We start from the raw sequence: 14,146 nt of genomic DNA, 5'->3' as shown, positions 1-14,146 counted from the left end.
CGCCCAGGTTGCTGGACCGGAGCGACCCCCTGCCCGTCGAACGGGCAGGGGGTCGCTCTGTCGTACCGGGTCCGCGGACGACGGCCGCGGTCAGGCGGCGAGCACCACGCGGGCGTCGGTCCGGACCGGCGCCGGCCGCAGCGCGGTGACCGTGGCGGTGGCGGCGGGCCGCGCCGTCCGCCGGGCGGCGCGCAGGACCCCGCAGATGACGAGGGCGCAGCACAGCCCGAAGCCCGCCGACAGGCACAGCACCGGCTGGCCGTGCAGCCAGGCGTAGACGACCCAGGTGGCGCACGAGCCCGCGCCCAGCCACCACCGCGCCGGGGACAGCCCCGACAGGTCCTGGGTGGGATCGCGCAGGAGGCTCAGCGGCTGCGGCACGGCAGCAGCCGCACCGATCACGGTGATCACCGCGCCGAGCGTGGTGGCGACCACGGCCGGGGCGACCCCGAGCACGGTCACCGCGGCGGCGCTGCCGGCCGCCAGCGCGACGAGGGCCGCGCAGCCGGCCGCGGTCGGCAGGAGCACCCGCGTCGAGCGCAGCTGCGGTCGCGTGGCGAGCACGGCGACCAGCACCGCGGTGTTGCCCGCGCCGACGACGGCGTTGGTGAGCACCTGGGCCGGGTCAGCGGTGAGGACGCCGAAGGTCAGCCAGCACAGGTTGAGGCCGACGCCGAGCCAGGCGGCCGTCGGGGAGAGACCGAGGGTGCGGCCGTGCCGGCAGGACCGCCAGACCTGGGGCCAGGTGTTGCAGATGCTGAGTGTGGCCGCGAAGAAGCCGAGAGCGGCGATCATGGTGGAGCGGGAGATCCGTTCAGGTGACGTCAGATGGGCGTGGCCACCGGCCGGTGGGGATCAGCCGCACACCGGTTCGGAACCCTCGTCACTGAGCGGAGCCGCAGGCGCTGCACGATGGCCACAGGGGTCATCGGCGCCGTCGACCGGTGACGGGAAGTGATTCGCCGTTATCTCCCTGTGACCCTGCTCATCGCCGTGGCCCGCGCCACTCGCCGTCGGACGCGCTCACGGGCCGGTGGTGCACGCCGGCACTGGTCGCAGGTCCCCGGCGAGCAGGAGTTGCCGGGACAGGCCGGCGCGCGACCGGCCACGTCCGGTCCGGCAGTTCCCCGGGATGGGCCTGGTCGTCGGCAGCCCACCGTGCCGGCTCCCGACCGAGTGGATCGGGTCGTCGCCGCAGGTCGGCACTGCCTGCACCAGCTCGGGTCCAGCGTCAGCGGTTCACGCGACGCCGGTTCCCGCGCCGTTGCTGGCCACGTGCGGCAAGCGCACCAGGTCGAGCACCGCCTGCGCGGGACTGCCGGGCGGGGCGACCAGCTGCAGTGGTTGCTGCTGCGCGGCGAGCTGGTCGCGCAGCCGGTGCAGGACCTGCACACCGGCACTGGCCAGGTGGGTCACGCCGGTGAGGTCGACGGTCAGCGGCAGCACCCCGCCGCGGGAGGCGCCGGACAGCGCGCGGGCGAACTCCTCGGCGGTGACGACGTCGACCGGGCCGCGGACCCGTAGCCGGGGATGGCCGTCGCCGTGCTCGGCGTCGACGGTGAACTCCGGCCGAGGGACCGGCGCGGCCGGTGAGGCGTCGGTGCCTGACCCGAGCATCGCGGGCCGGTGCAGCCGATGCCGGAGCACCACGACCGTGCCCTCGGTGGCGTCGGCCTGCGGTGGGTGGTGGACCTCGAGGCGGTCGATGAGCTGCTCGGCGAGCAGCAGTCCCCGCCCCCGGTGGGTGACCGTCGGGTCGGGCTGCCGCCAGCGGCCCCGGTCGCTGATCCGGCACTCGAGGACGCCGTCAGCACCGAGTGCCGCCTGCAGCCGGACCGGTCCGGGTTGCCCGGGCGGGTAGGCGTGGTCGACGGCGTTGGCGACCGCCTCCCACACCGCCAGCTCCAGCGCCACGCGGTCGCTCTCGGCGGGGTCGAGGGCGTCGAGCCACTCGTCGAAGCTGACCCGCAGCGGCCGCAGGCTCCACCGGGTGGTCGGCGCCTGCAGGTCCAGCGGCTCGACGGGGGTGGGCAGGCGCTGGGCGGTCAGGACGGTGACGTCGTCGGCGTAGCCGGTGCGGGTGAGCAGCTCGACGGTGAGCTGGCAGACCCGCTCCGCCGAGGATGCGGCGGCGCGCAGCGGCAGTGCCCGGTTGGCGGCCGCATCGCCGGCGACGGTCGCCAGCTCGGTCATGCCGGCGTCGACGCTGCGGTTCGGGCGCTCGATCAGTCCGTCGCTGTAGAGCAGGACCAGCTCGCCGGGGTCGAGGGTGTCGTCGGCGAGGACCGGGGTGGAGCCCGTGCCCAGCGGACCTGTGCCGGTGTCGGCCAGGAACCGGGTGGTCCCGTCGGCGCCGACGAGCAGCGGCGGGGGTTGTCCGCAGCTGGCGTAGCGCAGCGCTCCGGTCGCCGGGTCGATGACGACCAGGGCCAGGGTGGTCGCGCGCAGCACCGGGTTCCGCGCGGCGAACCCGTCGGCCCGGACCAGCGCGGCCAGCGGATCGGTCTCGGTGGCCAGCGCGTCGGCCAGCACCGCCCGCAGCTGCCCCATCGCGGCCGACGCGGCCACGCCGTGCCCGACCACGTCACCGACGATGAGGACCACGGTGCCGTCGGCCCGCGGGATGGCGTCGAACCAGTCACCGCCGGCGACCTGGTCGTGCGCGGCCACCAGGTACCGAGCGGCGATCCGGGCGCCGGGGAGCACCGGCAGCGCGGTGGGTAGCAGCGCCTCCTGCAACGCGGTCACGACGTCACGGGCGTCCCGGTAGCGCCGCTCGGCCTCGTCGACCTGCTGCTGCGCCGCCTGGCGCTCACGGACGCGCTCGGTGACGTCGGTGGCGAAGGCGAGCAGCCCGATGACCGTGCCGTCGGCTGCCCGGCGCGGGACGCAGGTGAAGTCGGCGTACACCTCCTCGACCGCGCCGGTCCCCTCGCGCTCGAGCTGGACCCGCCACTCCCGGGCCGTCTGGGGCTCTCCGGTGCTGTACACCCGGTCGAACATCTCGACGACCTGCTGCCCGGCCAGCTCGGGTATCGCCTGCCGGATCGGGACGCCGATGAACGCAGGTCTGCCCACGAACGCCCGGTAGACGGCGTTCGCCGCCGCGAAGGTGTGCTCGGGACCGTCCATGCTGACCAGCAGCAGCGGCATCTCCTCGAAGGCCGCGCGCACCGCCTCGGCGTCTCCCACCTGCCGCCGCAGCGCCTCCTCCTCGCCGCCGGCCCCGCCACTGCCCTCCCCGCTCACCCCTACACCTTCTCCCGCCCGCCGCACCGCTGCCATCGGCGGGGTGCCGACCAGGACCGTGGGCAGCGGCCGCCGTCGCCGTGGACGTCACCGCAGCGCGGGCAGGGACACCGGATCCCTGCTCACTCCGGTGGGGGCACTACACGTCGGCCCCGGCCGCACTTGGCAGCCGGGGCGACGGGGTGGTGCAGGTCGGTGCAACCGGTGTCAGTGCCGAGCGCGCTGACATCCCGGCGAGCCCGCCGGGACATCAGGCGAGGTCCGCGCTGACATCCCGGCGAGCCCCGCCATCAGCTGCAGCCGCTGGTGGAGCCGCAGCCCTCGCAGACGTAGCAGCTGCCGGCCGGGCGCATCTTCGTGCCGCAGGTCATGCACAGCGGCGCATCGGTGGCCGTCCCGGTGACCAGCTCGAGCAGCTCGGCCGAGGAGTGCGCCTCCTTGACCGGCTTGTCCGCCTTCGGCTCCGGCTTGGCCGGGCCCTCGGCCGGCGCGGAGGTGCGCAGCGCCTCCAGGTCGACCTCGTCCTCCTCGACGACCTCGGCGGTGGAGGCCGAGGCGCCGTAGCCGGAGACCTGGGCGGCCCGCTCCTCGGCGCTGAAGATGCCGAGGTTGGCGCGCTTCTCCACCGGCAGGTGGTCCAGCGCCAGGCGACGGAAGATGTAGTCCATCACCGACTGCGCGATCCGGATGTCCGGGTCGTCGGTCATGCCGGCGGGCTCGAACCGCATGTTGGTGAACTTCTGGATGTAGGTCTCCAGCGGCACACCGTGCTGCAGCGCGATCGAGATGCCGATCGAGAAGGCGTCCATGACACCGGCCAGGGTCGAGCCCTGCTTGCCCAGCTTGAGGAAGACCTCGCCGAGGCTGCCGTCCTCGTACATGCCGGCGGTCATGTAGCCCTCGGCACCGGCGACGCTGAACGACGTGGTCATGCTGGTCCGCTTCTTGGGCAGCCGCTTGCGCACCGGGTGCGACAGCGCCGCGGGAGCGGCGGCCGCGGTCTCCACCTTCGCGTCGGCCTTCTTGGCCTTGGCGTCGGAGAGCGGCTGGCCGACCTTGCAGTTGTCGCGGTAGATCGCCAGCGCCTTGAGGCCGAGCTTCCAGCCCTGGAAGTAGATGTTCTCGACGTCCTCGACGGTCGCCGTCTCCGGCATGTTGACCGTCTTGCTGATGGCGCCGGAGATGAACGGCTGCACCGCGGCCATCATCCGGACGTGGCCCATCGGGGAGATGGCCCGCTCGCCCATCGCGCAGTCGAACACCTCGTAGTGCTCGGGGCGCAGGCTCGGGGCGTCGACGACGTGGCCGTGCTCGGCGATGTACTCGACGATCGCCTCGATCTGCTCGTCCTGGTAGCCCAGGCTGTGCAGGGCCCGCGGCACGGTCTGGTTGACGATCTGCATGGAGCCGCCGCCGACCAGCTTCTTGTACTTGACCAGCGAGAAGTCCGGCTCGATGCCGGTCGTGTCGCAGTCCATCATGAAGCCGATGGTCCCGGTGGGGGCCAGCACGGAGGCCTGGGCGTTGCGCCAGCCGAAGTCCGCGCCGATCGCCAGGCACTCCTGCCACTGGGCCGTCGCGGCCTTGAGCACGTCGGCGTCGTCGGCGCCCACCGGACGGATGGCGTCGTTGGCGGCGGCGTGCTTGCGCATGACCCGCGCGTGGGCGTCGGCGTTGCGGGCGTAGCCCTCGTACGCGCCGACGATGCCGGCGAGCTCGGCCGAGCGGCGGAAGGCAGTGCCGGTCATCAGCGAGGTGATCGCCGCGGCGAGGGTCTGGCCGCCGCGCGAGTCGTAGGCGTGCCCGGTCGCCATCAGCAGCGCGCCGAGGTTGGCGTAGCCGATGCCCAGCTGGCGGTAGGCGCGGGTGGTCTCACCGATCGGGTCGGTCGGGAAGTCGGCGAAGCAGATCGAGATGTCCATCGCGGTGATGACCAGCTCGACGGCCTTGACGAAGTTCTTGGCGTCGAACGTGCCGTCGTCCTTGAGGAACTTCATGAGGTTCAGCGACGCGAGGTTGCACGAGCTGTTGTCCAGGCTCATGTACTCCGAGCACGGGTTGGACGCGTTGATCCGGCCGGTCTCGGGGTTGGTGTGCCAGTCGTTGATCGTGTCGTCGTACTGGATGCCCGGGTCGGCGCACTCCCAGGCGGCCTGGGTGACCTTGCGGAACAGCGACTTGGCGTCGACGGTCTCGATGACCGCACCGTCGAGCCGGGCGCGCAGGCCGAACTCGGTGCCGTCCTCGACCGCCCGCATGAACTCGTCGGAGACGCGGACGGAGTTGTTGGCGTTCTGGTACTGGACGCTGGTGATGTCCTTGCCGCCGAGGTCCATGTCGTACCCGGCGTCGCGCAGCGCGCGGATCTTGTCCTCCTCGCGCGCCTTGGTCTCGATGAACTCCTCGATGTCGGGGTGGTCGATGTCGAGGACGACCATCTTCGCCGCGCGACGGGTGGCGCCACCGGACTTGATGGTGCCCGCGGAGGCGTCGGCACCACGCATGAAGGACACCGGGCCGGAGGCCGTGCCGCCGGAGGACAGCAGCTCCTTGGACGAGCGGATCCGGGACAGGTTCAGGCCGGCGCCGGAGCCGCCCTTGAAGATCAGCCCCTCTTCCCGGTACCAGTTCAGGATCGAGTCCATCGTGTCGTCGACGGCGAGGATGAAGCAGGCGCTCACCTGCTGCGGGGCGCTCGTGCCGACGTTGAACCAGACGGGCGAGTTGAAGCTGAAGTACTGGTGCAGCAGCATCCAGGTCAGCTCGTGCTCGAAGATCTCCGCGTCGCCCTCGGTGGCGAAGTAGCCGTGCTCGCGGCCGGCCTGCCCGTAGGTGAGCACGACCCGGTCGATCAGCTGACGCAGGCTGCTCTCCCGCTGCGGGGTGCCCACGGCGCCACGGAAGTACTTCGTGGTGACGATGTTGGTGGCGTTGATGCTCCACGAGGCGGGGAACTCCACGCCGCGCTGCTCGAAGTTGATCGACCCGTCCCGCCAGTTCGTCATGACGACGTCACGACGCTCCCAGGTCACCTCGTCGTACGGGTGCACCCCGGCGGTGGTGAAGACACGCTTGACCTTGAGGCCCTTCCCCCGGGTCGGCGCCTTGGCGGCGCGACGCGTGCGGCCGGTCAAGCGATCCTCGGTCTCGGTCACGGAGCTCTCCCTCTGTTGTGGGTCCTGCTGGTGGGGAAGGCGGCTGGGGAAGAGAGCCGCACTCTGTTCTAGCGGGTGGTGCTGACAGTTCTCAGGTGCCGGCGGCACTGCCGGCGGAGGCGGCCTGGCCCCGCCCACTCCCCCGCCGGCGCGGCGCCGGCGGGGTGTCCTGCATGCCAGGGAGCGGCGGGGTCCCGGCAGCGACGTGCCGGGCCCGGAGCTCGGTGATCTCCTTCTCGAAGTCCTCCAGCGAGGTGAAGGCGCGGTAGACGCTGGCGAAGCGCAGGTAGGCGACCTCGTCCAGCTCGCGCAGCGGCCGCAGGATCGCCAGCCCGACCTCGTGGCTGGGGACCTCCGCGGCCCCGCTCGCCCGGATGGCGTCCTCCACCTGCTGCGCGAGCTGCTGCAGCTGGTCCTCGTCGACCGGCCGCCCCTGACAGGCCCGGCGGACGCCGGCGACCACCTTGGTGCGGTTGAACGGCTCGCTGACGCCGCTGCGCTTCACCACGGCGAGGACGGCCTCCTCCACCGTGGTGAACCGCCGTCCGCACGCGGGGCACGACCGGCGGCGACGGGTGGTCGCCCCCTCGTCGGCCTCGCGCGAGTCGATGACCCGGCTGTCGGGGTTGTGGCAGAAGGGGCAGCGCACGGCGACTCCCCTCCCCTCGTGGTGGTCCGTCGATCGCTCCGCCCGGCCGGCGCGGTGGCCGCGGAGCGGCCGGAGCGCCGGGCCCGGGAGGTCGGCTGTGGACCCTCCTGGGGACATCCGGTGGACGCCACGGGGAGAACCTGAGGACCGGCCTGTGGACGGGCTTACAACGGTGCAACTACTAGATGTAGGGGAACCCTAGGCCGCGGCCCACAAGATCTGCAAGCCGGGACACGCCCTCGAGACACGGCCGTGACCAGGGGCGCTCTGCCGTCACACCGGCCACGGCGATCCGTCGCGACACGCCCCGCGGGGGTCGCTCGAGGGCGCCGGAGGGGTGTATGGCGTGTCGGCGAGACGACCGCGACGACGGGACGGAAGCGGGTCAGGCGCGGACGACGCCGTCGGCACGGGGGCTGCGCGGCCGCGGCACGCGGTCCCCCAGGCGCAGGGGCCGGGTGAGGCAGTCGAGCTCGGGGCGCGGCGGGACGGTGACCGCCTGGAGGTCGACGCGGGTGTCGTCGTCGGCCGCCCGGTGCCTCCCTGCCGCCGCGGCGGGCGCCCGGTGACGGCCGGCGAACGCGCCGCCGACCGCCGGCATCTCCGCGGTGACGTCACCACCGTGGCGACGCCGGGACGGACCGGCACCCCCGGCCGGCGCCAGAGCCGGCGCGCCCAGCACGCCGGCGACCAGCCGCTCGCGGGCCGCGGCGCGCCCGAGGTCGAGCACCGGCGCGCCGGCACCCGCACCGGGGACCGCCGCGGCGGCGCCGGCGATCGCCGGACGCGGCTCGGGCAGTCGCAGATCGCTCAGCGCGGTCCAGATCTCGCGGTCGCGGCCGGCGACCGCCACCCGGACCCAGACCTCGCAGGAGCCCTGCGCGTCGTGGCGCCAGCCGAGGATCGCCCCCGGCCACCAGGCTCCGTCCACGGACACCTCGACCGACTGCAACTGCTGGGTGAAGACCGCTGCTCGGCCTCCGGACGTCCGCGACACGGCACTGACGTTAGGTGGCCCGATGACCACAGAGCGTCAACGCCTCCGCACGGAGGGTTGACGAACCTGGCCGGTCCGCCTTGTCGCTGTCTGGCCTCGGCCGGGACCGTGCCGGGCGGCGGCACGGTTCGTCGGCGACGTCAGGGCAGCTGGAGCACCTGGCCCGGGACGACCCGGGCGCCGTCGAGGTCGTTGATCTCCTCGATCGCGTCGACCACCGCGCGTACGTCCTCGTCCGGCCCGGCGAAGTCGGCGGCGATCGACCACACGCTGTCCCCGGCCTGCACGACGACGCTGCGCTCCCCGGCCAACCGCAGGTCGCCGTCACCGCCGGCCACCAGGGGACCGAGCCACGACCCCAGCGCCACGCCGGCACCCAGAGCGAGGACCACCGACAGCCGGCGGGCCCGCCGGGTGAGCCGCAGCCGCGAGCCGGCGGCACCGCCGACCCTGCCACACCCCCCGCGCACCGGGCGAGCCGACGGCGCACCGGGCACCGCCGCTCCGGCCGGACGCGCCGGCACCGGGCGCGCCACCCGGGGCCGCACGGGCACCGGCCGGGCCGCCGCGACGCCCGGCCGAACACCTTCCGCGACCGCCGACCGGGACGGCGCCTGCACCGCCGGCAGGTCGGCACCCACCCGGGACGGGACCGTCCGCGACACGGCGGGCCGCGGCGAGTGCCCCGGCTCGCTCCCGACACCTCCCGGCACCGCCCGGAGCCGGGGCCGCCAGGGCACCTGCACCGCGTCGTCGAAGTCCAGCACCGCCTGCTGCACGCCTGCCACGACCACTCCTCCCGACCGACCCGCACCGTCGAACGCCTGTTCGATTCGAACGTCTGTGCGATGTCTACCGGACGGGTCCGACAAACGCCATCCCGCCCCGCCGAGCGCTTCGAACATGTGTTTGATCGAGGGCGCCGAGCACGCTACGGTCGGTCCTGACGGACGAGACGTGCTGCGGTGAGCAGCCGACGAGGAGGCGACGGTGGCGGAGAAGAGCGGGACGTCGGGGAGCCGCCGGAGGACGGCCGGCACGCCGGCGACCACCGAGACGGCAGCCGTGCGCACCTTCCCCGACCGGGGCGAGGCCGGCGACGGCCTGACCCAGCGGCAGCGCCGCGTCCTCGAGGTCATCCGCGACTCGATCGACCGCCGCGGGTACCCGCCCTCGGTGCGCGAGATCGGTGAGGCCGTCGGCCTGTCCTCGGCCTCCTCGGTGGCCCACCAGCTGACGGTCCTGCAGAAGAAGGGCTGGCTGCGCCGCGACCCGAACCGGCCCCGGGCCCTCGACGTGCGCCTGCCCGGCGACGCCCCCGCGGAGCTCGTCGCCCCGGCCGCCCCCGCCGGCGCCGAGGAGGGTCCCGCCCCGACCTACGTGCCCCTGGTGGGCCGGATCGCCGCCGGTGGCCCGGTGCTCGCCGAGCAGGCCGTCGAGGACGTCTTCCCCCTGCCTCGCGAACTGGTCGGCGAGGGCACGCTGTTCATGCTGAAGGTGGCCGGTGACTCGATGGTCGAGGCCGCCATCTGCGACGGAGACTGGGTCGTGGTGCGCCAGCAGCCGACCGCCGAGAACGGCGAGATCGTCGCGGCCATGATCGACGGCGAGGCGACGGTCAAGACCTACAAGCGCCGCGACGGCCACGTGTGGCTGCTGCCGCACAACCCCGCGTACGAGCCGATCCCCGGTGACGAGGCGACCATCCTGGGCCGCGTCGTGACGGTGCTGCGCCGGGTCTGACGCGCGCGCCGCCGCGCGCTCAGTTCAGCGCCACCGCACGCTCAGCACAGCGCCGCCGCGCGCTCAGGAGCGGCGGCGCAGCCTCCCGACGATCCACACCAGCGCGGCGGCGACGACCGCAGCGAGCACGCCGGCCGCGATGGCCGTCGCGCCGCCGTCGTCGGTGCTGAGCAGGTCCGGCACGGAGCCGTCCGCCGGCCCGGAGGCCGCGGCCGGGCTGGGGACCGCGCTCAACGGGACGACCGTGACGTCGGCCGGCAGGCCCTCGCTGGACACGACCAGGCCGGTCGTGTCGGCGGTGAAGCTGACCGCCTCACCCTGCGGCGACTCGGGCAGGGGCAGCCGGACCGGGTCGGCGGCCAGCGCACCGGCCACGTCGGATCCCGACAACGGCCAGACGTAGGCTTCGGTGTAGGTGCGCAGCGCGACGAAGCGGCCGTCGGGCGACACCGCTCCCCCGGTGACCATGAGCTGGCCGGCGCGCCCGACGGGGCCACCCGGGGTGCCGGTGAGCGTGAACTCGACGCCGGCCACCTCGGTGAGGCCGACCGTGCCGGCGTCCACGAGGGCGCTCACGGGGCGGTACACCTTGCTCGCGCCGAGCACCTCCTTGGACACCAGGTACGGCGTGCCGTCGGGGGCGAGCAGCAGCGCCTCCACGTCCCGGGGCCCCGCGGGGAAGGCCAGCCGGTAGACCTCGGTGGTGTCGTCCGGGCGCAGGGCGATGAGCGCCACCGTCTCCCGCGTGCCGTTGTTGTCCCCGGTGTCGGCCAGCCACACCGTCCCGTCGGCCGCCACCGCGAGGTCCTCGGGGTCGTAGGGGTCCACCGCCGTGCTGCGCACGTCGATCACCTGGCAGGTGGCGTCCAGGACGTACACGTCGACCCGGTCCCCGCCGTCGTCGATGGCCAGCATGCGGTTGCCCACCACCGCCAGGCCGGAGAGCTCCGGCAGGCGCGGGTCGGTGACCTGGCACTGCGTGCGCGGGCCCGCGGCCTCCTCGGCGTACGCGGGCACAGCGGCACCGAGCACGAGCGTCAGCGCGAGGGCCGACCCCGCTGCCAGACGCCGTACCGCGGTGCCGCTACGCGGACGGGCGGCCAGCTCGGGCACCCACCCAGCGTGACATCGCGACTGCGTCCAGTGCGTGAACCACGCCCAGCAGCAGGGTGCCGACGGCCGCTCCGACCACGGCGTCGGTGACCCAGTGGAAGTCCAGGGACACCATGGCCACGCCGGTGGCCACCGGTCCGGCCACGCTCAGCAGCCGGAACGTCCGCTGCACGCCGGCCGAGAGGCGGAACTCCACCGCCTGCCAGCGGGCGACGCCCCACATCAGCACCGCGTTGGCCACGTGGCCCGACGGATAGGACTGGCCGTCGCGGTGGAAGAACGACCCCGGGTAGGCCGGCGCGGTGCGCCCCGTCCCGTACTTGAAGCCGTAGACGACCACGGTGAGCAGCGCCAGCGCGACCAGGACCCGTAGCAGCGGCACGACCGTCCGGCGCGACCAGAGCAGGTAGCTCACCAGGCCCGCCAGGACGATCAGGATGAAGCCGCGCCCGCCGAGCTGGGTGACCGCCCAGACCGGCCAGTACGCCGCGGAGTCCTTGAGGTCCCAGGAGCTGACCACCTCGGAGACCCGCAGGTCCATCCGCTCGAGGACGCCGCGGCTGAGCAGGTCGGCGGTGACCGCGACGGTGACGAGCAGGGCCACGCCGAGCAGCCACCACGGCGGCCGGCCGACGGAGACGACCCGCTCGTGCGGCGCGGTCGCGACGTCGCCGGCAGCTGGGCGCTCGCCCGGCCGTCGCCGCACCGCGCCGCTGGTCACGTCCTCACGGTACCGGGACGTGACCCGATCGTGACCTCGGCGGACCGGAGCGGGCGCGCCGCCCCGGTCAGCCGACCGGAGCGGCGAACTCCTCCAGGGCGGCGGCGAGGGCGCCGTCCACCCGGGCGGTCAGCCGGGTCCCGCCGGCCTCGTGCTCCTCCCGGAGCACCTCGCCGTCGCGGTGCACGCGCGCGACCAGGTCGCCGCGGTCGTAGGGCACCAGCACGTCGACGTCGACGTCCGGGCGGGGCAGCCGTGCGGCGACGATGTCGCGGAGCTGCTCGACGCCCTGGCCGGTGCGGGCCGACACCCACACCGCGCCGGGCAGCGCCCGGCGGAGCATGAGGATGTCCTCCTCGCTCATCGCGTCGACCTTGTTGACGACGACCAGCTCGGGGACCGCCGAGGCGTCGATCTCCTGGAGGACGACGTGGACGGCGTCGATCTGGCCCAGCGGGTCGGGGTCGGAGCCGTCGACGACGTGCAGCAGCAGGTCGGCGGCGGCCACCTCCTCGAGCGTGGACCGGAAGGCGTCGACCAACTGGTGCGGCAGGTGCCGCACGAAGCCGACGGTGTCGGTGAGGGTGTACTCCCGGCCGTCCGGGGACTGCGCCCGCCGGACCGTCGGGTCCAGGGTGGCGAACAGGGCGTTCTCCACCAGCACCCCGGCGCCGGTCAGCCGGTTGAGCAGGCTGGACTTGCCGGCGTTGGTGTAGCCGGCGATCGCCACGCTCGGGACGGCGTTGCGCCCCCGGCTGCTGCGCTGGGTGGCCCGGGCGGTCGCCATGCCGGCGATCTCCCGCCGCAGCTTGCTGACCCGGGCGCGGATGCGCCGCCGGTCGGTCTCGATCTTCGTCTCACCCGGACCGCGGGTACCGATGCCGCCACCGCCGGCGACCCGGCCACCGGCCTGCCGGGACAGCGACTCACCCCACCCGCGCAGCCGGGGGAGCATGTACTGCATCTGGGCCAGCTCGACCTGCGCCTTGCCCTCCCGGCTCGACGCGTGCTGGGCGAAGATGTCGAGGATCAGCGCGGTCCGGTCGACCACCTTGACCTTGAGGATCTTCTCCAACGCGTTGAGCTGGCCGGGCGTGAGCTCGCCGTCGCAGATCACCGTGTCGGCGCCGGCCGCGGCGACGATGTCGCGGATCTCGGCGGCCTTGCCCGAGCCGACGTAGGTGCCCGCGTCGGGCTTGTCGCGCCGCTGGCTCACCGCCTCCAGGACCTGTGAGCCGGCGGTCTCGGCCAGCGCGGCGAGCTCGGCGAGGGAGCGGTCGGCGTCGGCCTGGGTCCCCTCGGTCCAGACACCGACCAGCACGACGCGCTCCAGGCGCAGCTGGCGGTACTCGACCTCGGTGACGTCGGCGAGCTCGGTGGACAGGCCCGCCACGCGGCGCAGCGCGCCGCGCGCCTCGAGGTCGTAGGAGCCGGTCGTCTCCTCCGGCTCGTCCCATCGCTCGTCGGGACGGGTCGCCTCCTCGGCCGGCTCGGGGGCGGCCCGGAGGGCCCGCTCCTCGGCGCCGCCGTGGCCGGCGCGGTTCTGTGCTGTCGTCATCGTGTCCAGCGTGGCACGCCCCACCTGCCGGGGCATCTGAGTTGTCATCGCCCGGTACAACACCGCGGCCGCCCGGGACCATCCCGACGCGTGACCGGGGTGGCGCCGGGTAGGGCCGGACCCCGACGAGCACGAGGAGGCCGAGCATGACCGAGAGCAGCAGCCCGGGCGCCGACGAGGAACTCGACGACCCGGGCCGTGACCCCAAGGGCCTCAACCCGCCGCGCAACCCCCTGGGCGCCGGTCCCGACCAGGACAGCGGCCGCGGCCGGCCGTCGGGCAGCCCCGGCACCGCCGGCGAGTCGATGATGCCGGAGGCTCCGGAGGGCGAGGAGACGCCGAAGAGCTGAGGGACTCCGCGGGCGGGTCAGTTCCCGAGCCACTCGGGGGTCAGCTCGCCCGCGGCCACCACGACCGCGGGGCCGGTGAGCACCGTCGTCGTCGCGTCGACGCGGACGGTGAGCCGGCCGCCGGGGACGTCGACGACCACCGTCCCCGCATCGGCCCCGCCGGCCTCGAGCGCCGTCCACGCCGCCGCGCAGGCGCCGGTGCCGCACGAGCGGGTCTCCCCCACGCCCCGCTCCGACACCCGAAGCCGGACGTGCGCGGCGGGCTCGAGCACGTTGACGAACTCGACGTTGACCCCGTCCGGGAACAGCGCCGGGTCGACGCCGGGTCCGGTGCCGAGGTCGAGGGTGTCGACGTCGACGTCGGTCAGGCAGGCCAGGTGCGGGTTGCCCATCGACACCGCGCGGCCGGGGAACGACGTCCCGTCCAGCTGCGCCGCCCCGTGGCCGAAGGGCCGGGCGGGCCCCATGTCGACCCAGTACCCGCCGTCGGGGGGGGGGGGGGGGGGGGGGGGGGGGGGGGGGGCGGGGGGGGGGGGGGGGGGGCGGGGGGGGGGGGGCGGGGGGGGGAGGCCGGGCGCGCGCGCTCCGGGCGCTGGTGGTTCGTGGATGTG

General features: G+C 74.3%; 12 protein-coding genes. 2 read left to right on the top strand and 10 right to left on the bottom strand.

From position 1 onward, the window contains the following. Positions 1–90: 90 nt before the first annotated feature. The 6 genes from ACI789_RS01710 to ACI789_RS01685 form a co-directional block, all read right to left on the bottom strand. Positions 91–795 (bottom strand): SemiSWEET transporter, encoded by a 705-nt coding sequence (locus ACI789_RS01710; RefSeq protein ID WP_457006417.1) that lies wholly within the window; start codon positions 793–795, stop codon positions 91–93. Between the two features lie 444 nt (positions 796–1,239). Continuing rightward, on the bottom strand, positions 1,240–3,249 hold the full coding sequence (locus ACI789_RS01705) for a SpoIIE family protein phosphatase (protein ID WP_457006416.1): 2,010 nt from the start codon (positions 3,247–3,249) through the stop codon (positions 1,240–1,242). A 290-nt stretch (positions 3,250–3,539) separates the two neighbouring features. Next, on the bottom strand, positions 3,540–6,404 hold the full coding sequence (locus ACI789_RS01700; protein ID WP_457006415.1) for a vitamin B12-dependent ribonucleotide reductase: 2,865 nt from the start codon (positions 6,402–6,404) through the stop codon (positions 3,540–3,542). A 91-nt stretch (positions 6,405–6,495) separates the two neighbouring features. Next, a complete protein-coding gene (gene nrdR, locus ACI789_RS01695; RefSeq protein WP_457006414.1) occupies positions 6,496–7,053 on the bottom strand; it encodes a transcriptional regulator NrdR in 558 nt (185 codons plus the stop codon). Positions 7,054–7,438: 385 nt separating this feature from the next. Next, entirely contained in the window at positions 7,439–8,050 is a 612-nt protein-coding gene (locus tag ACI789_RS01690) for a hypothetical protein (RefSeq protein ID WP_457006413.1), read from the bottom strand. A 140-nt stretch (positions 8,051–8,190) separates the two neighbouring features. Then, a complete protein-coding gene (locus ACI789_RS01685; protein ID WP_457006412.1) occupies positions 8,191–8,838 on the bottom strand; it encodes a LysM peptidoglycan-binding domain-containing protein in 648 nt (215 codons plus the stop codon). 202 nt (positions 8,839–9,040) lie between these two features. Between ACI789_RS01685 and lexA the strand changes: the two genes are divergently transcribed. Beyond that, on the top strand, positions 9,041–9,793 hold the full coding sequence (gene lexA, locus ACI789_RS01680) for a transcriptional repressor LexA (protein WP_457006411.1): 753 nt from the start codon (positions 9,041–9,043) through the stop codon (positions 9,791–9,793). A gap of 63 nt (positions 9,794–9,856) precedes the next feature. Here the strand turns inward: lexA and ACI789_RS01675 are convergent, their stop codons facing one another. From ACI789_RS01675 to hflX, 3 genes are all read right to left on the bottom strand, one after another. Beyond that, positions 9,857–10,906 (bottom strand): hypothetical protein, encoded by a 1,050-nt coding sequence (locus ACI789_RS01675; protein ID WP_457006410.1) that lies wholly within the window; start codon positions 10,904–10,906, stop codon positions 9,857–9,859. After that, the gene (locus ACI789_RS01670; RefSeq protein WP_457006409.1) at positions 10,878–11,627 is read right to left on the bottom strand and encodes a phosphatase PAP2 family protein; all 750 of its coding nucleotides are present in this window, start codon (positions 11,625–11,627) and stop codon (positions 10,878–10,880) included. Before ACI789_RS01670 ends, ACI789_RS01675 begins: the two co-directional genes overlap by 29 nt. Positions 11,628–11,694: 67 nt before the next feature. Continuing rightward, entirely contained in the window at positions 11,695–13,185 is a 1,491-nt protein-coding gene (gene hflX, locus ACI789_RS01665; protein ID WP_457006408.1) for a GTPase HflX, read from the bottom strand. Positions 13,186–13,331: 146 nt separating this feature from the next. Here hflX and ACI789_RS01660 point away from each other — a divergent pair, with 146 nt between their 5' ends. Next, positions 13,332–13,535 carry a hypothetical protein gene (locus tag ACI789_RS01660; RefSeq protein ID WP_457006407.1) on the top strand — a complete coding sequence of 68 codons (204 nt, stop codon included), beginning with the start codon at positions 13,332–13,334 and terminating at the stop codon, positions 13,533–13,535. Between the two features lie 17 nt (positions 13,536–13,552). Here the strand turns inward: ACI789_RS01660 and ACI789_RS01655 are convergent, their stop codons facing one another. Continuing rightward, complete coding sequence (locus ACI789_RS01655; protein WP_457006406.1) at positions 13,553–14,002, bottom strand: diaminopimelate epimerase; 450 nt, start codon at positions 14,000–14,002, stop codon at positions 13,553–13,555. Positions 14,003–14,146 lie beyond the last annotated feature (144 nt).

The organism is Geodermatophilus sp. SYSU D00965 (assembly GCF_054050075.1).
Note: the sequence above shows the minus strand (reverse complement) of the source record. Positions and strands in the feature narration are given on the sequence as shown.